This is a genomic window from Lysinibacillus sp. NPDC059133, assembly GCF_042755925.1.
Taxonomy (GTDB): domain Bacteria; phylum Bacillota; class Bacilli; order Bacillales_A; family Planococcaceae; genus Lysinibacillus.
This window is the reverse complement of sequence record NZ_JBHZDH010000016.1, coordinates 57,558-78,257: the sequence shown is the minus strand read 5'-3', so window position 1 is coordinate 78,257 and position 20,700 is coordinate 57,558. Positions and strand designations below refer to the sequence as shown.

The following is a 20,700-nucleotide window of genomic DNA, read 5'->3' as shown; positions in this document are numbered from 1 at the left end:
TCTGGCGACCTCCTTTCCAGTTGATCTTGTGCCGTGGGGATTTAAAGTTGGAAGTGGACTAATGCCAGTATTAGATATTCTTATTAAAACAACATTGACTATTATTTTAGCTATTATTTTATTACGTTTATTAATTGATAAATACTGGAATGGTTATGACGTACCAATATTTAACATAGTGAGTGTTGTTTATATTATCATGCAATAACAAACCGAGGAGGAGAAATGGTGCTATGCTACATCTATTAAAGCTGGAAATGAAGAAATTTAAATTAGGTTGGTATGTAAAAGGTGCAATTATCGCAAACATCGTTATAACAGCAATAGTGTGTTTCGTTATTTATATTGCACAAAGAGAAGGGGATATACCCATTTCAACGTATCAAGATGTTTATGTAATGATTGGTGCTAGTGTGAGGGCAACGTTTATTGTGTTTGCCTCGGTATTAATTGCGAAACTAGTTATTGAAGAATATAAAAACAGAACCATTTTGATTATGTTCACTTATCCGGTTAGTCGTAAGAAATTGATTGCTAGTAAACTGGCCTTGATCGCTGTTTTAACCTTAATGACTATGATGTTGTCAAATATCGTTGTAGCTGGTCTTTTTTCGATCATTAATTTTTATTTTCCTATCGTTCCATTTTCAATAACTGCAAACCAGTTTATTGGAGAAGTCATAAACATAATACCTTTTGCTATTGCCGCAACAGGAACAAGCTTAATTCCATTGTATTTTGGGATGCGTAATCATTCTGTTCCGGCAACTATTGGTTCGTCTCTACTCGTAGTAGCGATTGCTTGTTCTTATAATCCTGCAGTCTCATTGGTGACCTTCATTCCACTTCAATTAGGGCTTGCAGCTGTGGGCGTAATAATTGCGTATCTAGGTATTCGTAATATTGAAAACGAGGATGCGATGTAGCTTGAAGTATGGTAAAACGGTATTAGTAATGAATATTTGTACTTACAATAAAAAATGAAAAGAGAGAAGGCAACTAGAAATGGGAATGATTATAGGCATTAGTATAGGTGCAGTTTTGGGTGTGGTTTTATTAGTAATTAGCATAATATTATTTTGGATAAGTAAGAGAAAACAAGAAGAGAATCGCTATGCAATATGGATCATGGTGGCAGGTTTTATAGCGTTAATTACATCAGGAAGCAATGCTTTAAGGTATTTCTTATAAGGAATTATATTTTGTTTTGACTCAAGATAGGATTTTTGCAAGACTTTAACGATTTGGACGTTCTATTTGATAAGAAAAAATTATGAATTTACATAAAAAATCATAAATTTTCTTTATGTTCTTTGTTTGATAATGTAATAGAAAGGAGGCAGGAAAGATGAGAATTTTTGATGCACATTTTCACATTATTGATTTTGATTTTCCGATTACTGAAAATCAAGGATATGTACCACCAAGCTTTGTTGTAGAAGATTATCAAAAAGAAACAGCGACTTATCCTATTGTAGGTGGGGCAATTGTATCAGGTTCCTTTCAAGGTTTTGACCAAGCTTACTTAGTGAATGCTTTAGAGAAAATGGGGTCTGCATTTTGTGGTGTTACGCAGCTACCATTTTCGGTGACAGATGATGAGATTATGGATTTACATAACAGAGGTGTACGTGCACTACGATTCAATGTGAAGCGTGGCGGCTCCGAAGATTTATCGAAACTCGATTACTTAGCGAGACGTGTTTATGATTTAACTGGCTGGCATAGTGAATTATATATAGACGCAAAAAATTTGCCTGAAATTGCACCATCGATTGAAAACTTACCGGCGATTTCAATTGATCATTTAGGATTATCCGAGGAAGGTTTACCTCATTTGTTGCGCCTCGTAGAAAAAGGTGTACGAGTAAAGGCGACAGGATTTGGTCGTGTGGAGCTCGATGTACAACATGCTTTGAAGTCTTTTTATACAGTTAATCCCGAAGCGCTAATGTTCGGTACAGACTTACCGTCCACACGAGCAAAAAGACCATTTGCTTATGCAGATATTGAACTGATTCAAGAATTATTTGATGCAACGTCAACTGAGAAAATTCTTTATCAAAACGCGATGAATTTTTATTTTAAGTGAGTTTTTGAGTAGAAATGCTGTAGAAATCGCTGATTGCCTTTCACTTCACTATTGTGGAAGGTTTTTATTATGCGCTTTGAGAGCAATCAAGATGGGCAACTAAATGCCTAATGATTCTCGAAGTTTCTGATAGTTAAATAGTGCAAAAAGGTGTTATTAATGCAATATGTTCTAACGATCAAGCATCATCTACAATGTTAGAAATTGCTTCTTAAAAAGATTGAAAAATGAACAACAGGTATAGAACGATAACTACACTAATACCTGTTGTCAACAGTCTTTAAAGAATCAATGCAGTAATTATTCAATCGAGACAGTTAGTTTAAACTTTGAGCATTGTTATTTTCTTTACTAATATCTTCTTTCTTTACGTTTGCAATAAATACACCTATTAAAGTAATCAAGCCACCTGTAATGGCAGAAAAATGCGGAACCTCATCAAGCCAAATCCATGCTATAAGAAATGCAAAAACAGAAGTTAAATAAAGTGTACTCGTAGCTTCAGCTGCTCCTGTTCGTGATGTAACATAGGCTAGCATAAAATAGGGAATGATTGTTGGGAAAATGCCAAGATACAAAGTGACGAATGTTGCATTTAACGGCGCATCCATAATGGCTTCACGTAGGCCTGGCGAGAATAGTAACATAAAAATAGTACCTGACCAAATTGCGTACATCGTGAAGGGAAGAGCCCCGTATTTTTCTAGATAACGACGTTGAAAAACAAAGTATATACTTTCGGAAAGAGATGCTACTAAAACTAGGATAATCCCAGTATTAAAAGCAAAGTCTTCAGTTGAACCTCCTACAGAAATAAATGCTACACCACAAAAACCAACAAGTGAACCAATCCATCCCCATAATCCAAGCTTCTCACGATAAAAGAATACAGCTAACAAGGCGGTGAATATAGGGGTTGTGGAAACAAGTAAACTTGCAATGCCAGCACTAATCGTTTGCTCTCCATAATTTAGTGCTACTTGATACACGGTGAAACCTAAAAAGCCAAGTAATAAAATAATGGGGATATCTTTTAACGCAGGTAAAGGAGTTTTTTTGATAACTGCTATGATTATTAATATAAATGAGCCGACTAATAATCGAAAAAGTGAAATATGCTCAGGCGAATATGCCGTCAATGCCACTCGTATTCCTGGAAAAGCCGATGCCCATAAAAGGATTGTAATGAAATGAGCAGAAATAATCTTAAGATCTAATGTTTTTAACATGAATACACCTCTTTATCCAACCAATTAAATTTATGTTTTCAATATTAATAGGATTTTGGTAAAATTTCTCCAACAGGTTAAAATGAAAATAACCAACCAGTTTAACTTATTTCAGCGGGTATCAAACAACCGCTAAAATAAGTTAAAGCCTCCGGCGGATGTCACGGAATCGGAAAGGAGTTCTTTGTGCAAGCACAAAGCCGATTCCGGACACAATTATGCCAAGGCATAATTGAACAATAAGGAGTACATATGAAAAAGCCAAAATACCAATTGATTATTGATTTTATAAAAGAGAAAATTGCTAAGGGAGAGTGGGCGATCGGCAGTCCTATACCAAGTCAACGTAATCTGGCAAACCTGTTTGAGGTTAATCGGAGTACAGTCATAACAGCATTAGAGGAACTAATGGCAGAAGGACTCATTGAAGGCAAAGCAGGGAAGGAAACTGTTGTCACCAATAATACGTGGACTTTGATGGGGGCAAAATCCTCGACGAACTGGAATGAAAAAGTCACTTTAGGCATTCATAAACCTAGCGTTTCTATGGTGCAGGAGATTAACGAAGCGGAATCGAATGCGAATCTTATTCAATTGAGTAAAGGGGAGTTATCACCAGAGATGTTCCCTTTAGAAGAGATGAAATCCGTTGTTCAAAAGGTTTCGAATCAATTGACCATTTTTGGCTATGAAGAGCCAAAAGGAAATATAAAATTACGCCAAGCCATTAGTGATTATTTGAAGGTAAGAGGAATTGAAGCATCTCCGTCGTCCATCCTTGTCGTTTCTGGTGCGCTCCAAGCTGTACATCTAATTTCAATTGGACTCCTGAAAAGAGGTTCAACGGTATTGTTAGAAATGCCGTCCTACCTTTACTCATTGACAGTATTTGAGTCTGCGGGGATGGAGTTGCAAGGGTTAACGATGGACAATGAGGGGATCATCATAGATTCCATCTATCCGATAAATGAAAAAGGAAAGAATATTTTATATACGATTCCAACTTTCCACAATCCAACAGGGGCCTTAATGCAAGAAGAGAGACGAGAGAAATTAATTGCATACTGTGAAAGAGAGCAACTGCCAGTAATAGAAGATGATGTGTACCGTGATTTATGGATTGATAATTCACCACCTAAGTCACTGAAAGCAATGGATCATTATGGAAATGTATTGTATGTTGGAAGTTTATCCAAAACCCTTAGTCCAGGATTACGAATTGGGTGGGTAGTTGGTTCGGAGTCAGTCATTAATCGATTAGCAGATTTAAAAATGCAATCCGATTATGGATCAAGTACTCTTTCCCAGCTCGTGGCAGCAGAGTGGTTATCTAGTAATCTCTATGATGATCACCTTGATAAAGTAAGAGAACAACTTAAAATTCGTAGAAAAGTTGCTTTAGATGCACTGGAAAAATACTTGAGTCCATACGCTACGTGGGACATCCCAAAAGGTGGATTGTTCATATGGGTTAAAATAAAGCCTGAATTTAAAGTGAAAAGGCTATTTGAGAAAGCATTATCCAATAATATTCTTCTAAATCCTGGTAGTATTTATGCCGAAAAATCAGGATTATTTATACGAATCTCCTACGGGTATGCTTCGCTCGATAAAATTAAAGAAGGCATATTTCAATTAAGTGAAATTGTTAAAAATCAATAGATCGTAATGGAGGGGTTTAATGAAATTACTAAACAAATTACCCAAAAGTGACCCAAACTTACATGTAGAATTAATTAAAAATGGCTGGATTCCAATGAAAGAACCTAAGAATTTAATAAGTGCTATATTGTTATCGATCCCTTTGATGATTATTGCTTCAATGATTTCTATTGGGGTAATAAATATTTTTTCTAGTATTTCTTTGAGAGATTTTGGATTTACATTTGGTGGAATATCAATAACCATTAACTTAAGCGTTATTTTGGGGATTGTCTTACTATTAATCATTCACGAATTACTTCATGTGATGTTCATTCCTAATTTTATGAAATCAGAAAAAACTTGTGTAGGGCTTACTCTGTTCGGGGCTTTTGTCATTACGGAAGAAGAGATTTCAAAATCAAGATATATCTTCATTACGGTTGCTCCTTTTATAATACTTTCAATAATTTTGCCACTAATTTTAAGTGTATTTGGACAATTAACAACGACATTAAAGTTCTTGGTCATATTAAACGCAATGGGATCGTCAGTTGATTTACTAAATCTTCTTCTAATTATGAAACAGGTACCGAAACATGCAACTTTAACATGTAATGGACCAAACACTTATTGGAAAAAAACGCAGACTGAACAAATAGGGTAAAGATATCGAAAGTCATCTTAATAGGAATATTCCGTTATAGAAACAATGTGTCAACGCTGATGATTACATAACAGCAAACGGGACTGCTACATTGGAATTTGCAAAAGAAATTATGAATCATCTGCAAGTACATTCAGTAGAGAAGATACAAAAATGGTGCGATTTCAATAAAAATGGCTTTTACGAAACATAATTTTTAGTATTTTTGCGTAGAAGGGCTTTTGTGGAATTGACTTATAATACGTTTTATAAAGTTTCTGTCCTTTGACATCCTGCTGACATATTTCGTCGATATAGTGTAGATACAGCTTAGTTAAATCTAAGTTTAGGGGTAAATACCTCGTTACACTAATTCAAGGAGTGAATAAGAATGAAAATAAGAAGTAAAATTTCGATTTATGCTATGACAGGAGCCTTATCACTAGGGATATTTGGCGGTACAACAATCCCAACTCTCGCAGCTACAAATCAAAAGGAAACAGTAAATGTAGATAAATACAAAAATTTGGATGCTGAAACACAACAAAAAGTTGATGAAATTTTAAATAATCTAAGGAATGAATTAGCTAACTTAGGGGTGTCATTATCTTCAAAGCATAATGAAAAAGGCGATAAATTCGCGAATTTAGATGACGCAACAAAAACACAAGTACAAGAAATTATGAAACAAGTTAAAGAGGGTGCCTTAACTCAGGAGGAAGCGAATACAAAACTGAAAGATCTTGGAGTAACCCTTCCAACCCATAATGAAAAAGGCGATAAATTCGCGAATTTAGATGATAAAACAAAAACACAAGTACAAGAAATTATGAAACAAGTTAAAGAGGGTGCCTTAACTCAGGAAGAAGCAAATACAAAACTGAAAGATCTTGGAGTAACCCTTCCAACCCATAATGAAAAAGACGATAAATTTGCGAATTTAGATGATGAAACAAAAACAAAGGTACAAGAAATTATGAAACAACGTAGAGACGGTTCCTTAACTCAGAAGGAAGCGAATAAACAATTGAAAGACCTTGGAGTAACCCTTCCAACCTATAATCAAAAAGACGATAAATTCGCCAATTTAGATGATAAAACAAAAACACAAGTACAGGAAATTATGAAACAAGTTAAAGAGGGTTCTTTAACTCAGGAAGAAGCGAATAAACAACTAAAAGACCTTGGAGTAACCCTTCCAACCCATAATGAAAAAGGCGGAAGATTCGCGAATTTGGATGATGAAACTAAAAAAGAGGCAACAAAATTAATTGAGAAAGCCAAAAAACAAATGGAGGAATTAGGAGTAGATTTCCCTACAGAAAAGTTTAATCAATTGGTAGATTAAACTGTTGTGAAGGGAGGATAAATTAGCAATTTTACGATCAATAAAATGGTCCTAAAACACCTGTTTTACCAGGATTTTAGGACCTCTTTTTATTCCTATTTAGGCTAGACCTTTAATGTATTTCGTAACATTCCCTAAACAACAACTACCTTGAGGATTGTTTACCTCGCAGCCACAACGGTTTTCTTTTATATTTGCACGAATATGGTCTAACGGATTAGGCGTCAGTTCATTTTCAACATAGTGTTTAATTTTGTCTTTCGTCCAATCAAAACAATAACAAACCGGTGTACTGAATGTGTCATCCTTTTGATGCACAGTTACCTTTATATCAGGAAGAGTGTACTCCTTATTACTCGTATCAAAATAAACGACATGACAATCTTTGGTAGAACAAAAATAGTGATTTTCCATAGCATTTATTGATCCTAATACAGATGGTTTAATCATTGATTTTATTGTTATTAGTTGTATGTTTTTAGCTTTATTTTTGCAAGAAGGACAAATAATCGTGTTTTCATTACTATTTTTTTTAGGGCTACTACAACAATTTCCCATCTTTGATTCACCTCGTACAATTTATTTTCTGCCACTAAAGTTTCAATAGCAGAACATTGGTTAGGACTCATTATACATCTTCTATAAAGTATAAACCATGCACTAAGACAAAAGGAGAAAGGAATAGCTTCATTATCAACAAGAAGGTGAACATTCATAAAATGATTAAGCGCCAAATCCTTTTTGAAATTTATTAAACTTTATTTTAAAATGAAAATAATTCCCAAAAAATACAAGATCTTTTTAAAAGGCGCTCATAAAATAAACTGCCTCCCAATTGTTAGTTCGTACTTACTGGGATGCAGTTCAAAATGCGTCTTGGTCTTATAAAATAAAATAATAAAGGGTGATAAATTTTATGTTATTAGGATTTGAATGGTTCCCTAAAAGATGGGGGAAAAGAAAAGTTTCGGAACGTTTTCTTCAAGCAAAATTTACTGAAGAAGGTAAAGGGATTACGATTACTACATATGCTGTAGATTTATATGTATTATCTATTCCTTTACAAGTGAAAAAATATAATTCACTGTAATTTACGTGTGTCAACAAATTTTGTTGACATTTTTTCACTTGAAAGGGACGTATTCAAATAGTTTGTATTTGACTTAAAATGTGAAAATAAATAACAGCCTATAATAACAATTAATCCCCCAATCCCTTGAGTCCAAGAGATGCTTTCTCCTAAAAATAAAAACGCTAAAAGTGCCGTGAAAATCGGATTAAAATTAAGGAAAACACCGGATGTTGTTGCCCCTAATTTTTGAATACCAATGCTCCACAGTACCATACAAACAACAGTGGAAATAAGCCCTGTATATAAAAGCGATAGTATAAAAGAATGATTCACATTGGAAATGGTAAAATCCTTAAGATTAAACGGCAATAGGATAAGAAGTCCAAATATTCCTGAATACAAAGTAGACATTAGTGGCGAGGTAGTTTTTAATGCCCATTTACTACAAACGGAATAAATTCCCCATACACATACAGCTGCAATCATCCATAAATCACCTAAATTAAAATGAAAAGACAATAATAACTTGATATTCCCCTTTGACAGTACGAGAAGAACACCAAATAACGAAAATAACAATGAAAGTACCTGAAATCTATTTATCTTTTCTTTTAGAAAAACAAATGAAAAAAACGCAATAGAAATGGTATTTAATGTTGAAATGAGACCAACATTCGTCGACGTAGTTCTTTCTAATGCTAAAAATTGAAAGATATTGAACAATACCACACCTGTTATGCCCATTAAAAATAAAGGGAGAAGGGCAGCTCGAGAGGGAAGCAGTTTTTTCTCTTTCCACCATACCATTGGAAGAAGGGCCGCAATGGCAATGAGCCACCTTAAGCTCGTCAATGTTAAGGGAGAGGCATGATCCACAAGAGATTTGGCCACTACAAAATTGCCACCCCAAAGTATACTAGTTACAAGCATTAATAAAACATAGACATTCGTCAAATCACTATCTCTCCTTTGATTGTCTTACGTACAATCAAGTTACATTTAATAAAAGAATCATAACACTTTTGCTTTTTTGACAGTATAATATTTTGTAAGGTTAATGAAAATCAAAACAATAGAAAGAAAAATGAAATTTTGCAGAATAAAATTAATAATAGCTGTCGAATGTGGCTATTATTTCGAATAAAAAAAGGAGAGAAAATTGCATGAGAGATGTTGAAAGAAAATTATTAGATAGTGTTGATACTCAAATACTAGATATTTTGCAGAGAGAGGTTCAGATAAGTAATGCAGAAATAGCGAGACGTGTAAATTTGTCTCCGCCGGCAACCCATACAAGGATAAAACGTTTAGAAAGTGAAGGATTTATTGACAAACAAGTAGCGATTTTAAATCCTGAGAAACTGGGATTCGATTTACTGTGCTATGTTTTCATGAGTACCAATATTCATCAAGCTAAGGAATTAGAAGCGTTGGAAAATACTTTGAAAACAATGACCGAAATATTAGAATGTCATTGTTTAACAGGAGAGTATGATTATCTTTTAAAGGTCATTATTAGAGATCGAAAAGAATTAGATAGCTTTATTAGAAAATTAAATAGAATGGGCATATCCCGTATTCAAACGAATTTATCTTTACGAGAAGTTAAATATTCTACAGTCTTACCGATTTCAGAAGATGAACAGTAGAAGTTCTTCAGAGCAATATGGATTTTTAACTTCGTCACAAAAATGGTTTAGGTCAAAAATTCGATTTTAGGAGGTATTATGAAAACATTCATATATATGGTGCGTCATGGGGATTCACCGAAAGACGGAAATGAGAGAACGAGAGAATTAACTGGAAAAGGTAGATTAGACGCTCAACGAATAACTGATATTCTACAAAAAGAGGGCATTGATACGGTTATCTCAAGCCCGTATAGTCGTTCGATCTTAACTGTTCAGAAAGTAGCTGAACAAATAGAAAAAGAGGTCATTGTATTTGAAGATCTAAAAGAGCAAATATTTATTGCGGGAGATAAGCGAATCTCTGACAAGGAATTATTCCCTTTATTACAAAAGTCATTTTCTGAACCAACCTATGCTTTAGAGGGAGGCGAGTCAAATGCTGACTGCCAGAAACGCGCTATAAAAGTTTTGAAAAAAATAGTATACACATATGAAGGTCAAAAAGTAGTAATTGGCACACATGGGGCTGTAATGACTTTAATGATGGGGTTTTATGATAGTAGATATGATTTGAATTTTTTATTACATACAACAAAGCCAGACATATACAGAATGGAATTCAATGGGCAAGAATTGGTCGATGTAAAAAGGTTATGGGAGATTTAGGCGAGTTTTTTGAAGTTAGGAAATCTGTAGATATAGCTTTGGTATAAGAGATAATATACATTACACTAAAAGAGAAGAATGATTAAATAACTGAAAACTAAACAATGTTAGTAGGGGTGAAAATAAAATGGAGGACAAATTAAATCAGAAGTATGAAATAAAAAATCATATGAATAAACAAATTAATAAAAATAGATATATTTTAGGTGTTGCAGCAGGTTCTGGAATGACAGCTAAATATGCAGAACAAGGTGGCGCTGATTTTATTTTAGCTCTAAATTCAGGACGATTCAGATTAATGGGGGTAAGTTCATTAGCAGGTTTCTTACCGTATGCAAATAGTAATGAAGTTGTTATGGATTTTGCATGTAAAGAAATCATTCCAATGATAAAAAAAATTCCTATTTGTTTTGGATTATGTGCAACAGATCCAACAATTGAATTAGATAGCTATATCGATTTAATTCAGAAAAAAGGATTTGCGGGCATTAATAATTATCCAAGTATTGGTCTAGTAGATGGGCTTTTTAGAGAAGCTTTAGAAGAACAAGGGATTACATATGAAAAAGAGATAGAAGCTATTCGTATCGCTAGTGAAAAAGGTTTGTTTACTGTAGCTTTTGTATTTAACGAGGAGCAAGCTATAAGTATGGTAGAAGCGGGTGCAGATATTATTTGTGTTCACTTAGGTTTAACGAATGGGGGATCACTAGGCGCTAAAAAGATTTTACCTTTACAGGCTGCCAAAAGGATGGCTGTAAATATTTTTAATAGATGTAATGAACTGAATCCAAACATTATAAACATGATTTATGGAGGTCCAGTTAATAAACCAATAGATGTTCAGTATATGTACGATGATACTACTATTATGGGTTACATCGGAGGTTCCGTTTTTGAAAGGATTCCAAATGAACAAGCTCTTATACATATTACGAAATCATTTAAGCAAACGAACGATTTTCAGTTGGATGAATTAATCGGTAAAATTACTGATGGTTTAGGTAGCCGAGATGATTATATTAATTTTACAAAGAAGTATATCAGCTTACATTATATGGACGAAATTTCGTTGAATGAAGTGGCTGAAATATTAAATTTGTCTCGCTCTTATTTAAGCACATTATTTAAAAAAGAGATGGGTATTTCATTTACTGAATATCTTATTAAGTTTCGGCTTAATCGCGCAATCGAAATACTGAGATTTGAAAAAATACCGCTAAATAATATCGCCGAAATGGTAGGTTATCCGGATTATACTCAATTTAGTAAAATATTTAAAAAATATAAAGGTATGTCACCTAAAAACTATTTAAAAAATAACAAAGAGACAATTTTATAGAACAAAAACACATTAACTCTCCTAATAGAAAACGTTATCATGAAATGGAGGTATAAATGAAACCGCTTTCTTAAATGATTATTTGATGTTAAAGCCTCCGGCGGATGTCACGGAATCGGAAAGGAGTTCACATAGGACATCGCATCCATGCGAAAACGGTTAACTAACCTGCATAGGTAAAATGCGGCATTACCGAAATGACCGACATCGTGTCGGCCCTCGTGTTGTTGCCGCTGCCGCTACGCTTTCGCGCAAAAAAACATCTGCAGGCCTAAGCACCAAGCCGATTCCGGACGCAATTATGCCGAGGCATAATTGATAGATCAAGAAGGGAGAGAGTTGATATGAAAACAATTGCTTTGGCAGGAACATTTGATTCAAAAGGAAAAGAATATTTGTATGTAAAAGGGTTGATTGAATCGTTAGGTTTCAATACTTTCACGATTCATACAGGTGTTTTTAACCCAGCATTTGAGCCTGACGTATCAAATGCTGAAGTAGCAGCGGCAGCTGAAGAAGATATACAGGACATTGCAGCAAAAAGAGATCGAGCAAATGCAACCGCAGTTCTTGCAAAAGGCATGGAAGTGCTTTTGCCGAAACTGTATGAAGAAGGTAAATTTGACGGTGTACTTTCCTTTGGAGGTACTGGAGGGTCATCTATCGTATCAACTGGTTTGAGAGCATTACCAATAGGTGTTCCAAAAGTGATGGTTTCTACAGTTGCTTCTGGTAATACGGAGCCGTATGTAGGTACTAGTGACATCATTATGATTCCATCGATAGTAGACGTTGCTGGTTTAAATATAATTTCGACTAAAATATTTACGAATGCAGTATTTGCGATAGCAGGTATGCTGAACTTTGACAATAAAACGATCGTGAAAAAGAAGCCTCTTATTGCTGCAACTATGTTTGGACTGACAACACCTTGTATTAATCAGGCTAAAGATTTTTTAGAAGCTAAAGGATATGAAGTATTAATTTTCCATGCAACAGGTGTTGGTGGTCGTACAATGGAGAATTTAATAGCTAATGGATTTATAGATGGTGTCCTTGACATAACGACCACTGAATGGGCTGATGAGTTAATTGGAGGTGTATTGAAAGCTGGACCGAATCGTTTAGAAGCAGCATCCAAAAAACAAATTCCTCAAGTTGTATCAGTGGGTGCAATAGATATGGTTAACTTTGGTCCATTTGATTCTGTTCCTGAGAAATTTAAAGGTAGAAAATTTTATAAGCATAATCCAACAGTTACTTTAATGCGCACATCTGTTGAAGAGAACAAGCAAATAGGAGAAGTAATTGCAGAAAAATTAGCTTTAGCTAATGGAAATACAGCATTATTTTTACCGCTAAAAGGGCTCTCAGGTCTTGATGTTGAAGGGCAGCCTTTCTATGGTTTAGAAGAAGACAGAATGTTATTTGATACATTAAGAAAAAATGTTGACCAAAGCAAAGTGGAAATGATAGAAATCAATGCGGATATTAATAGTCAAGAGTTTGCATTAGCTGCAGCGAAGAAATTAATTGAATTAATAGAGAATAAAGAGAGGGAAAGCGATCATGTTACAGAGACAAGAAATATTAAATCGTTTTAAAGAAGAAATTAAAAAAGGTAATATTCTGTTAGGTGTTGGTGCTGGTACAGGAATTACAGCTAAAAGTAGTGAAGCCGGTGGAGCCGACATGCTAATTGTCTATAATTCTGGCCGTTATAGAATGGCTGGTCGTGGTTCCTTAGCTGGATTATTATCGTATGGTGATGCCAACCAGATTGTTGTTGAAATGGGTAATGAGGTATTACCCGTTGTAAAGGATACTCCAGTACTAGCTGGTGTTAATGGAACTGACCCTTTTAAAGTGATGGAAGTTTTCTTAAAGCAGCTGAAAGATCAAGGGTTCAGTGGCGTTCAAAACTTTCCTACAGTTGGTTTAATTGACGGTGTTTTTCGTCAAAATTTAGAGGAAACAGGAATGGGCTATGATTTAGAAGTAGATATGATTAGAAAAGCACATGAATTAGATTTACTAACTACACCATATGTCTTCGATGAAGAGCAAGCAAAGAAAATGACTGAAGCGGGTGCAGATATTTTAGTGGCCCACATGGGATTAACAACTAAAGGTACGATTGGTGCACAAACTGCATTAACTTTAGATGACTGTGTTGATCGAATTCAAAAAATTATTAGTGCTGGTAAGTCTATAAATCCTGAAATATTAGCAATTTGCCATGGAGGTCCAATCGCAGAACCGGAAGACGCTGCTTATATTATTGAAAGAGTAGATGGGATTGTTGGATTCTTTGGTGCATCTAGTATTGAGAGATTTGCTGCAGAAAAAGGAATCAAAGAACAAACTGAAGCTTTCAAAGGTATATAATTGAAGGTATTTTCTTTTATCGGAAGTTTGAAACTTAATAAACAATTTGAAGATCGTATCAGAAAGAAAATGCAATGTACCAGGTGTAACTTTGAAGTAAAGTTTGATTAAAAAATACTCTAATCTAATTAAGACGAATCCAATTTGAAAAAAGATTGTTCAAATTGGATTCGTCTTTGTAGATTTAATCTGTCTTTATGTTTTAATAGCAACAATCTTTTAGAAAACAGCCTAAAGAAAAACGAACACCTTGAGATGTTCGTTTAAAAGTTATTATTTTTCAGTTGCTGTATTCCCCATTGCAATAGAAATTCTATTCCAACTGTTGATCTGATTGATGATTAGAACAAGGTCAACATACTGTTGCTCATCATAGTATTCACGGACCCGCTTATATAGATCATCCGGAACTCTTTTAGTAGGAATTAAAGTGATATATTCAGATAATTCTAGCGCAACTTTTTCTTCAAGTGTATAAAAAGTACATTCATTCCAAGCATTTAAACAATAAATACGCTGTTCGGTTTCACCCATTTTACGAGCATCGGATGTATGAATGTCTATGCAGTAAGCACATCCATTAATTTGAGAGACTCTAATTTTGATAAGTTCCCTAGTTGCTCGATTAATTGTAGACTTCTTAGTGTACTTTTCCATATCCATCATAATTTTCATACCATCAGGTGCAATATCATAATAGGCAACTCTTTGACTCATAAGGCAAGACTCCTTTTATATTAAGATAAGCTAATTATAATTGAATACGAACATTCGTGCTAGTTTTAGCTTTGGGATATTTGAATTAAATAGAATTTTCTTGTTAGACCCTGTTCTTATGCCTCTTTCCAGTTTCAACACCTACTTCATAAATAAAGAGGATCATAATAAAGAAAAAAACAATTTTTAGAGTAGTGCTAGCTGACCAAAAGCCCAAATAATACATGAACACAAGATAGATAAAAGAGTTTTAACAATCTTTAGAGTCATCCTGATATCTCCTAATACCTGGGTTGGTAGATTTCAAAATGATAACATAGTTAGGAAGTCTTGCTGAACAATCCTTTGAATATGATGAATAATCATTTTACTAATCCAAACTGCAAAGATAATCCAAACAATTATAAAAAGAATACCAACAAACCAATTTTTGGTTTTTTAGATTGTTTTAACTCTTCTGCAGCTTCTTTATGATTCTCAATCACATGTGGTGGAATTAATTTTAAAGCTAAGATAATTCCCAAAGGTACAATTATCAAATCAACAAGATACCCTAGAATAGGAATAAAATCTGGAATTAATTCTATTGGGCTAAAAGCATAAGCAACTATAATCATTGCCACAAGCTTTGCATACCTTGGGGTTCCCTGAATCTTTATAAGACAAGTAAAGTACAAATAAATTTTGTTTTAATTTTTTAGCAAAGGCTTTGAACTTTGATAGTGAATTGCTTCTCATTGAAAAAATCTTCCCCCATTCCTAGAAAGTACATATCATAAAAATACATCGGGGAATAGAAATATTTACTGAACAATTACGGTGATAAGTCCGCGGATGATATACTAGTATATCGTAGTATGAGATAAGGAGAATAACTATGAATAAATTTAATAAGACGTTAACATATGTAAATGAATTACTTTATGAACCTAATGATTTAACAATAAAAAACATATGTGAAGAAACTCAAAATTCAGATTATGGGGCTGGGATATTTCAGTTGAATTCTAAATTGGTTAGATTTAGAGTCGCAAAAATTACACCAACCAAGATAGGACAGTTTGTTTCTTTTTGGGAAAAGGATGAAGCTAACAAAAACCAAGCATTTTCATTTGACAATGCCACTGATTTATTGGTAATAAACACTTTTAATGATAATGGTGATTTTGGCCAATTTGTTTTTCCGAAAGAGGTTCTTTTAAAACAAAACATCCTTAAAACCGCTAATACAAAGGGGAAAATGGCAATTAGAGTTTATCCTAGTTGGGAAACTCCCACTAGCAAACAAGCGATAGCAACACAGAAATGGCAATTACCATATTTTATTAAAATAGACGATGCTAATAGTTTGCCAATACATGAGCTATTAAAATTATACTCCAATTAAAATTAGATTCTTTAAAACAAAAGAATAAGTAACAAGCTCTATTACAGAAATTGTGTCATTTAAATATTTACTGAACATTTTGAGTAAGGAAACTATAAAAAGGGTCACTTGGGATAGGAGTGACCCTTAGTAACAAAACTCGGAGGTGTAAGGCTAAATTAGCTTTACATTTCTATTAATATGTCGTGATAGCGTTGTTTGTATAGTTCATAGCCTGAGAAAATAGATTGAAAAATAAAAAAGCCACAGTGTCGTTTCATGCTCAACTAGGAATGGGGTTATACCCTCGAATGGCTTGTTCGTATAAGAAAGAAAATGTGCAGCAATGGTATGAGATAAGCCACCATTACAACTCAGTTTGAGTTAACCTCTAACGGTTTGCAATTAAATCATTATTTCATACACCATATACATATTGAGAAGAAAAAGAAAACAAGTGGACCAATAGAATTTTTTGAATATACTAGTTGAAACGAAAAGAATTAGGGAGATGGTGTAGTGAGCGAAATAGATAAACGCAACAGATTAAGCGAAGAACCGTTTGCTTATCAAATAACGAAAAAAGGAACGGTAGTAATAGATTATGAAGGTAAACAGATTAAAATTGTAAAGGATAGGGAGGCCGAGCGTCTTATCGTAAGAATCAAAGAAGTTGAAGACAATCAAACAGCAGTACAGTTATTATTAGCTAAAATTACAGGGAATTTTAAACGTGGAAACGAGAAACTTGGGAAAAATAAAAGAAAGTAATCTATGACTTTACTTCGTAGTTTCACAAATAATTTGTAATGAAAATAACGTGATGTCGCTCTATCATTTAGACGTAATTGAATTGTAGAAAAATGGATTGACCATATACAAAATGACCAGGACTCTCTTTTTATAAATGAGATACTGGTCATTTTATGTTTATTCACCTTGTAATTTTTCGTATGGATCTTACTTTCATAAAAAAGCTTTGGACAAAGGAGAACAAACATATAGGGAGTTAGAATCAAAGAGAACTTGAACGAATTAGTAATTTACGCAGGTAAGTCAAGTAAATATTTGAAAGGAAATGTGCTGTAAGGTTAGATGGAAATACCATAGAACTCGTAAATCGCCCATACAGTACAAAGTTTATTATCTGGATGAATTAATTAAATTAACCTGGTTAAAAGATAGACTGTATAAGGGGTAACAAGAAAAACAGCTGAATAAAGACCAGGAGTATATGTCTTTAAAATAATTGTTTGTATGATATGCACAAGATTATGGAAGAGAACGAAACATAAAAAAGATATAAATAATGCTGCTGTCCAATTAGCATCTATAAATTGAACTTTTAAAAATACAATACTTGAAGTTACTAGAAAAATAAATACATCTCTTTTAGCAAATGAATGTGAATTGATATTCCAAAACTTCCAAATTAGTAGTTTCAATTTATTATTAGTGTTTTTAACTAGATAATTTGTTTTCTGAGACCAGTTCTCAACAGTTATTATTTCTTCAAAATCATGAAGCATAAAAACAATAACGAAAAGCCATAGTGCGTTATGTAATTCAAACTGAATCATTCGAAGTATCCCCCATAATTGTAATAAAATAATTTGTATTTTTACATTAGCATTAATTACAAGAAATATTAAAGAATATGTCTGAATCAAAAGAGTAAATAATTGAACGATTTATTGTGATGAGTGAATGAACAATTTTTCTTAGGAGCTGATTCTAAACAATAAGAGGAAGGAAGTTTATATAAGTCTAGTGCTATGTCTATTTCATTTATTCTAATAAAAATATTATGAAAAAAGGGAGGGGGGTGATCTAATGAGTTTTAATAACTTTCAAGAAGGATTAAGAGGAGAAACAGGTGATGGTGAGATAGGTTATCGAGGAAAAACAGGATTACCTGGTTCGACAGGTTTCCAAGGGTTAATAATAGAGGCGGGTTCAAACGGCTTGCAAATAATAGAGGGGAGAATTGGAGCAACGGGTCCAACTGGAGCCCAGGGAATAACAGGAGCAACTGGAGTACAAGGAATAACAGGAGCAACGGGTTCAACTGGAGTGCAAGGAATAACAGGAGTGACAGGTTCTACTGGACTTCAAGGAATAACAGGAGCAACGGGTCCGACTGGAGTGCAAGGAATAACAGGAGCAACGGGATCAACTGGAGTGCAAGGAATACCAGGAGTAGCAGGTTCAACTGGAGTGCAAGGAATACTAGGAGCAACGGGTCAGACTGGAGTACAAGGAATAACAGGAGCAACGGGTCCAACTGGAATTCAAGGAATAACAGGAGCAACGGGATCAACTGGAGTGCAAGGAATAACAGGAATGACAGGTTCAACTGGGGTGCAAGGGATAACAGGAGCAACGGGTCCAACTGGAATTCAAGGAATAACAGGAGCAACGGGATCAACTGGAGTGCAAGGAATAACAGGAATGACAGGTTCAACTGGGGTGCAAGGGATAACAGGAGCAACGGGTTCAACTGGAGTACAAGGAATAACAGGAGCAACGGGATCAACTGGAGTGCAAGGAATAACAGGAGTGACAGGTTCAACTGGACTTCAAGGAAAAACAGGAGCAACGGGTTCAACTGGAGCCCAAGGAATAACAGGAGCAACAGGAGTAACTGGCACTACTGGTCCAACAGGTACGAATGGACCAGGACAAATGGAAGTTTTCCTAAGTTCAGATCAATCAGTTGCAAACAATGATTTTATTGGGGTTGGGAGTTCCTCGGCGTCTTTCATCAAAAATACAATTGTAGTCCCTCAAAATGTAGTTATAACAAGTTTAACTCTTAATATACGAGATCATAATTTAACTGCTGGAGATACAGCATCTGCACAAATATATTTAAGCACAAATTGTGGTTTTACTGTCCCGATAGCTTCGGGTATTATAGCAACTATTACAGGACCAAGTACATCTACCACACCGAATTGCTGTGCAACTACAACGTCAAATTTCCCAATAAATAGTTGCACTCTTCTGTCTGTAGAAATAATAACTTCTGGTGGCTCTTTCGCAAATGGTGTATCTGCAACTATTCGATATAATTTGCCTCAATGAAATGAAAACAGTCCTTTCAAAATTTGAAAGGACTGTTCAATATAAGTGAACAATTTTAATAACATCATGGATCGGTAAGATTATAGAAGTGATGAAACGAAAAGGTGCTTGGGATTAATCGAAAGAAAACTGCAAAATTTTCTTGTTAGATCCTGTTCTTTTGCTTTTTACCAGTTTCAACACCTATTTCATAAATAAAGAGGACCATAATAAAGAAAAGCACAATTTTTATAGTAGAGTTAGCTGACCACAAGTCCAAATAATACATGAACACAATAAGGATAGATAAAAAGTTTTAACAATTTCTAATACCTCCTACTATTTGAATTGGTGATTTTGGGAAGCACCTACAAACGTAAAGGTTAGTTAGATCTCGAAACGTAAAGGAAGAGTGAATCTTGCTGAACAATACGTTAAATATGATGAATAATAATTTTACTAATCCAAACTGTAAAGATAACCCAAACAATTATAGAAGAGTAGCAAAAAATACACCTATCAAATTAGGACAAAAAGATTCTGAGAATATTATCGAAGTAATGCTGAAAAAGAAGAAACAGCATAAAATATCATACTAATACCTATGAATACCAACACCATATTGATTGGTCTCAAAATGCCCGATTCTTTTGATGGTCATTGTGGTTCAATGACCATTTGGATGACCAGATTATTGTTCAAGTATAGATCCCTAAAATTCGTTAAGGATCCAATGGAATGTTTGGAAATAAAAGAAGTTGTAAATCATAAGATAGAGTTAGATTTTAGTATTTATAAATTCCATTAACAAAGCACGTTCATTATTAATTTTTTTAACTTTTGTAAACCCGCATTTTTCGTAACATCTAATAGCTCTTTCGTTAGAAACTTCAGGGTCTAATATTATAATTTCGGCGTCAGTAATTATAATAATAAGTTCAATAAATTTACTAACCATAATTGTTCCATAGCCTTTATTAAACAATTTTGGAATACCGATAAATTGGTCAATTCCAAAAACCACTTGATTATTTAAATAGCCTAATTCTTTTAGTTCTTCTGCTTGAAGTTTATAGTATTGCATAAATCCTATTGGGGAACCGTCTAATTCAACAATAAAGGGGAAAACTAGGATTTCACCACGAACGCGTGGTTCATATTTTTTCCTTACTTGTTCTATTGAAAATGGTGAATTAATATCCCCATAAAATTCTAAAACTTCTTTCGTACTCAACCATTTTGCCATTAAACCATAATCATTATCAGTCATTTTCCTAATGTATATATTGTTGGTATCCAAAATATGTACCCCTTTCAAAACGCTAGTATATCGTAATATACCAAAATCAATCTGTATAGTACTTACTGCACAATAGGGCAAGGTGGTGAAAATGATAAATTAGTTTAAAGGCCAATATGAAATGGTCAAAGTTTCAAAGTTTTGGTACCAATGTAAATGAAGTTTTCTGGCCAACAGGTTATACTGTATTTGTGAA

General features: G+C 34.1%; 24 protein-coding genes. 17 read left to right on the top strand and 7 right to left on the bottom strand.

The genetic code is table 11. The annotated features are described in order from the left end of the window. Nucleotides 1–61: 61 nt before the first annotated feature. From ACFXN8_RS11145 to ACFXN8_RS11130, 4 genes are all read left to right on the top strand, one after another. Nucleotides 62–208: a hypothetical protein gene (locus ACFXN8_RS11145; RefSeq protein WP_386845059.1), complete on the top strand. Its 147-nt coding sequence runs from the start codon at nucleotides 62–64 to the stop codon at nucleotides 206–208. A gap of 25 nt (nucleotides 209–233) precedes the next feature. Further along, nucleotides 234–926 (top strand): ABC transporter permease, encoded by a 693-nt coding sequence (locus ACFXN8_RS11140; RefSeq protein WP_376074783.1) that lies wholly within the window; start codon nucleotides 234–236, stop codon nucleotides 924–926. 79 nt (nucleotides 927–1,005) lie between these two features. Next, on the top strand, nucleotides 1,006–1,191 hold the full coding sequence (locus tag ACFXN8_RS11135) for a hypothetical protein (RefSeq protein ID WP_376074782.1): 186 nt from the start codon (nucleotides 1,006–1,008) through the stop codon (nucleotides 1,189–1,191). Between the two features lie 157 nt (nucleotides 1,192–1,348). Beyond that, nucleotides 1,349–2,092, top strand: coding sequence for an amidohydrolase family protein (locus tag ACFXN8_RS11130; RefSeq protein WP_386845056.1), 744 nt, complete (start codon nucleotides 1,349–1,351; stop codon nucleotides 2,090–2,092). Nucleotides 2,093–2,409: 317 nt separating this feature from the next. Here ACFXN8_RS11130 and ACFXN8_RS11125 read toward each other — a convergent pair whose 3' ends face one another. Further along, nucleotides 2,410–3,321 (bottom strand): DMT family transporter, encoded by a 912-nt coding sequence (locus tag ACFXN8_RS11125; protein ID WP_386845054.1) that lies wholly within the window; start codon nucleotides 3,319–3,321, stop codon nucleotides 2,410–2,412. A gap of 252 nt (nucleotides 3,322–3,573) precedes the next feature. Here ACFXN8_RS11125 and ACFXN8_RS11120 point away from each other — a divergent pair, with 252 nt between their 5' ends. From ACFXN8_RS11120 to ACFXN8_RS11110, 3 genes are all read left to right on the top strand, one after another. Beyond that, nucleotides 3,574–4,983, top strand: coding sequence for an aminotransferase-like domain-containing protein (locus tag ACFXN8_RS11120; protein ID WP_386845052.1), 1,410 nt, complete (start codon nucleotides 3,574–3,576; stop codon nucleotides 4,981–4,983). A gap of 19 nt (nucleotides 4,984–5,002) precedes the next feature. Then, complete coding sequence (locus tag ACFXN8_RS11115; protein WP_386845050.1) at nucleotides 5,003–5,629, top strand: DUF3267 domain-containing protein; 627 nt, start codon at nucleotides 5,003–5,005, stop codon at nucleotides 5,627–5,629. 370 nt (nucleotides 5,630–5,999) lie between these two features. Next, a complete protein-coding gene (locus ACFXN8_RS11110; protein WP_386845048.1) occupies nucleotides 6,000–6,956 on the top strand; it encodes a hypothetical protein in 957 nt (318 codons plus the stop codon). A 99-nt stretch (nucleotides 6,957–7,055) separates the two neighbouring features. Here the strand turns inward: ACFXN8_RS11110 and ACFXN8_RS11105 are convergent, their stop codons facing one another. Next, nucleotides 7,056–7,514: a putative iron-sulfur cluster-binding metallochaperone gene (locus ACFXN8_RS11105; RefSeq protein WP_376074776.1), complete on the bottom strand. Its 459-nt coding sequence runs from the start codon at nucleotides 7,512–7,514 to the stop codon at nucleotides 7,056–7,058. Between the two features lie 358 nt (nucleotides 7,515–7,872). Here ACFXN8_RS11105 and ACFXN8_RS11100 point away from each other — a divergent pair, with 358 nt between their 5' ends. Further along, nucleotides 7,873–8,046, top strand: a complete 174-nt coding sequence (locus ACFXN8_RS11100; protein ID WP_376074775.1) for a hypothetical protein — start codon at nucleotides 7,873–7,875, stop codon at nucleotides 8,044–8,046. Here the strand turns inward: ACFXN8_RS11100 and ACFXN8_RS11095 are convergent. Beyond that, nucleotides 8,038–8,958 carry a DMT family transporter gene (locus ACFXN8_RS11095; protein ID WP_376074852.1) on the bottom strand — a complete coding sequence of 307 codons (921 nt, stop codon included), beginning with the start codon at nucleotides 8,956–8,958 and terminating at the stop codon, nucleotides 8,038–8,040. The two genes, ACFXN8_RS11100 and ACFXN8_RS11095, sit on opposite strands and share 9 nt — an antisense overlap. A gap of 233 nt (nucleotides 8,959–9,191) precedes the next feature. On the opposite strand from ACFXN8_RS11095, the gene ACFXN8_RS11090 reads away from it, so the two are divergent. The 5 genes from ACFXN8_RS11090 (at nucleotide 9,192) to ACFXN8_RS11070 (ending at nucleotide 14,055) form a co-directional block, all read left to right on the top strand. After that, nucleotides 9,192–9,677 carry an Lrp/AsnC family transcriptional regulator gene (locus tag ACFXN8_RS11090; protein ID WP_376074774.1) on the top strand — a complete coding sequence of 162 codons (486 nt, stop codon included), beginning with the start codon at nucleotides 9,192–9,194 and terminating at the stop codon, nucleotides 9,675–9,677. 78 nt (nucleotides 9,678–9,755) lie between these two features. Further along, entirely contained in the window at nucleotides 9,756–10,325 is a 570-nt protein-coding gene (locus tag ACFXN8_RS11085; RefSeq protein ID WP_386845045.1) for a histidine phosphatase family protein, read from the top strand. A gap of 127 nt (nucleotides 10,326–10,452) precedes the next feature. Next, nucleotides 10,453–11,667 carry a phosphoenolpyruvate hydrolase family protein gene (locus tag ACFXN8_RS11080; protein ID WP_386845043.1) on the top strand — a complete coding sequence of 405 codons (1,215 nt, stop codon included), beginning with the start codon at nucleotides 10,453–10,455 and terminating at the stop codon, nucleotides 11,665–11,667. A 344-nt stretch (nucleotides 11,668–12,011) separates the two neighbouring features. After that, a complete protein-coding gene (locus ACFXN8_RS11075) occupies nucleotides 12,012–13,271 on the top strand; it encodes a Tm-1-like ATP-binding domain-containing protein (RefSeq protein WP_386845041.1) in 1,260 nt (419 codons plus the stop codon). Next, nucleotides 13,237–14,055 (top strand): phosphoenolpyruvate hydrolase family protein, encoded by an 819-nt coding sequence (locus ACFXN8_RS11070; RefSeq protein WP_386845039.1) that lies wholly within the window; start codon nucleotides 13,237–13,239, stop codon nucleotides 14,053–14,055. Before ACFXN8_RS11075 ends, ACFXN8_RS11070 begins: the two co-directional genes overlap by 35 nt. A 273-nt stretch (nucleotides 14,056–14,328) precedes the next feature. Here ACFXN8_RS11070 and ACFXN8_RS11065 read toward each other — a convergent pair whose 3' ends face one another. Next, complete coding sequence (locus ACFXN8_RS11065) at nucleotides 14,329–14,772, bottom strand: carboxymuconolactone decarboxylase family protein (protein WP_386845037.1); 444 nt, start codon at nucleotides 14,770–14,772, stop codon at nucleotides 14,329–14,331. Nucleotides 14,773–15,173: 401 nt separating this feature from the next. Next, complete coding sequence (locus tag ACFXN8_RS11060; RefSeq protein ID WP_376074851.1) at nucleotides 15,174–15,389, bottom strand: YkvA family protein; 216 nt, start codon at nucleotides 15,387–15,389, stop codon at nucleotides 15,174–15,176. 260 nt (nucleotides 15,390–15,649) lie between these two features. Between ACFXN8_RS11060 and ACFXN8_RS11055 the strand changes: the two genes are divergently transcribed. Together ACFXN8_RS11055 and ACFXN8_RS11050 are read left to right on the top strand one after the other, a co-directional pair. After that, nucleotides 15,650–16,159, top strand: coding sequence for a MepB family protein (locus ACFXN8_RS11055; RefSeq protein WP_386845035.1), 510 nt, complete (start codon nucleotides 15,650–15,652; stop codon nucleotides 16,157–16,159). Nucleotides 16,160–16,657: 498 nt separating this feature from the next. Then, nucleotides 16,658–16,909, top strand: a complete 252-nt coding sequence (locus ACFXN8_RS11050; RefSeq protein ID WP_386845033.1) for a hypothetical protein — start codon at nucleotides 16,658–16,660, stop codon at nucleotides 16,907–16,909. A 389-nt stretch (nucleotides 16,910–17,298) separates the two neighbouring features. Here the strand turns inward: ACFXN8_RS11050 and ACFXN8_RS11045 are convergent, their stop codons facing one another. Beyond that, entirely contained in the window at nucleotides 17,299–17,718 is a 420-nt protein-coding gene (locus ACFXN8_RS11045) for an HXXEE domain-containing protein (RefSeq protein ID WP_376074766.1), read from the bottom strand. A gap of 253 nt (nucleotides 17,719–17,971) precedes the next feature. Here ACFXN8_RS11045 and ACFXN8_RS11040 point away from each other — a divergent pair, with 253 nt between their 5' ends. Together ACFXN8_RS11040 and ACFXN8_RS11035 are read left to right on the top strand one after the other, a co-directional pair. Then, nucleotides 17,972–19,225: a collagen-like protein gene (locus tag ACFXN8_RS11040; RefSeq protein ID WP_386845031.1), complete on the top strand. Its 1,254-nt coding sequence runs from the start codon at nucleotides 17,972–17,974 to the stop codon at nucleotides 19,223–19,225. Nucleotides 19,226–19,623: 398 nt separating this feature from the next. Continuing rightward, nucleotides 19,624–19,803: a hypothetical protein gene (locus tag ACFXN8_RS11035; protein WP_386845029.1), complete on the top strand. Its 180-nt coding sequence runs from the start codon at nucleotides 19,624–19,626 to the stop codon at nucleotides 19,801–19,803. 179 nt (nucleotides 19,804–19,982) lie between these two features. Here the strand turns inward: ACFXN8_RS11035 and ACFXN8_RS11030 are convergent, their stop codons facing one another. Continuing rightward, a complete protein-coding gene (locus ACFXN8_RS11030; protein WP_386845027.1) occupies nucleotides 19,983–20,504 on the bottom strand; it encodes a GNAT family N-acetyltransferase in 522 nt (173 codons plus the stop codon). Nucleotides 20,505–20,700: the final 196 nt, after the last annotated feature.

Bases quoted from the DNA above. Each gene is read 5' to 3' on its own strand.
- ACFXN8_RS11145 (WP_386845059.1), top strand. From the start codon at position 62: ATGCCAGTATTAGATATTCTTATTAAAACAACATTGACTATTATTTTA.
- ACFXN8_RS11140 (WP_376074783.1), top strand. From the start codon at position 234: ATGCTACATCTATTAAAGCTGGAAATGAAGAAATTTAAATTAGGTTGG.
- ACFXN8_RS11135 (WP_376074782.1), top strand. From the start codon at position 1,006: ATGGGAATGATTATAGGCATTAGTATAGGTGCAGTTTTGGGTGTGGTT.
- ACFXN8_RS11130 (WP_386845056.1), top strand. From the start codon at position 1,349: ATGAGAATTTTTGATGCACATTTTCACATTATTGATTTTGATTTTCCG.
- ACFXN8_RS11125 (WP_386845054.1), bottom strand. From the start codon at position 3,321: ATGTTAAAAACATTAGATCTTAAGATTATTTCTGCTCATTTCATTACA.
- ACFXN8_RS11120 (WP_386845052.1), top strand. From the start codon at position 3,574: ATGAAAAAGCCAAAATACCAATTGATTATTGATTTTATAAAAGAGAAA.
- ACFXN8_RS11115 (WP_386845050.1), top strand. From the start codon at position 5,003: ATGAAATTACTAAACAAATTACCCAAAAGTGACCCAAACTTACATGTA.
- ACFXN8_RS11110 (WP_386845048.1), top strand. From the start codon at position 6,000: ATGAAAATAAGAAGTAAAATTTCGATTTATGCTATGACAGGAGCCTTA.
- ACFXN8_RS11105 (WP_376074776.1), bottom strand. From the start codon at position 7,514: ATGGGAAATTGTTGTAGTAGCCCTAAAAAAAATAGTAATGAAAACACG.
- ACFXN8_RS11100 (WP_376074775.1), top strand. From the start codon at position 7,873: ATGTTATTAGGATTTGAATGGTTCCCTAAAAGATGGGGGAAAAGAAAA.
- ACFXN8_RS11095 (WP_376074852.1), bottom strand. From the start codon at position 8,958: ATGCTTGTAACTAGTATACTTTGGGGTGGCAATTTTGTAGTGGCCAAA.
- ACFXN8_RS11090 (WP_376074774.1), top strand. From the start codon at position 9,192: ATGAGAGATGTTGAAAGAAAATTATTAGATAGTGTTGATACTCAAATA.
- ACFXN8_RS11085 (WP_386845045.1), top strand. From the start codon at position 9,756: ATGAAAACATTCATATATATGGTGCGTCATGGGGATTCACCGAAAGAC.
- ACFXN8_RS11080 (WP_386845043.1), top strand. From the start codon at position 10,453: ATGGAGGACAAATTAAATCAGAAGTATGAAATAAAAAATCATATGAAT.
- ACFXN8_RS11075 (WP_386845041.1), top strand. From the start codon at position 12,012: ATGAAAACAATTGCTTTGGCAGGAACATTTGATTCAAAAGGAAAAGAA.
- ACFXN8_RS11070 (WP_386845039.1), top strand. From the start codon at position 13,237: ATGTTACAGAGACAAGAAATATTAAATCGTTTTAAAGAAGAAATTAAA.
- ACFXN8_RS11065 (WP_386845037.1), bottom strand. From the start codon at position 14,772: ATGAGTCAAAGAGTTGCCTATTATGATATTGCACCTGATGGTATGAAA.
- ACFXN8_RS11060 (WP_376074851.1), bottom strand. From the start codon at position 15,389: ATGATTATAGTTGCTTATGCTTTTAGCCCAATAGAATTAATTCCAGAT.
- ACFXN8_RS11055 (WP_386845035.1), top strand. From the start codon at position 15,650: ATGAATAAATTTAATAAGACGTTAACATATGTAAATGAATTACTTTAT.
- ACFXN8_RS11045 (WP_376074766.1), bottom strand. From the start codon at position 17,718: ATGATTCAGTTTGAATTACATAACGCACTATGGCTTTTCGTTATTGTT.
- ACFXN8_RS11040 (WP_386845031.1), top strand. From the start codon at position 17,972: ATGAGTTTTAATAACTTTCAAGAAGGATTAAGAGGAGAAACAGGTGAT.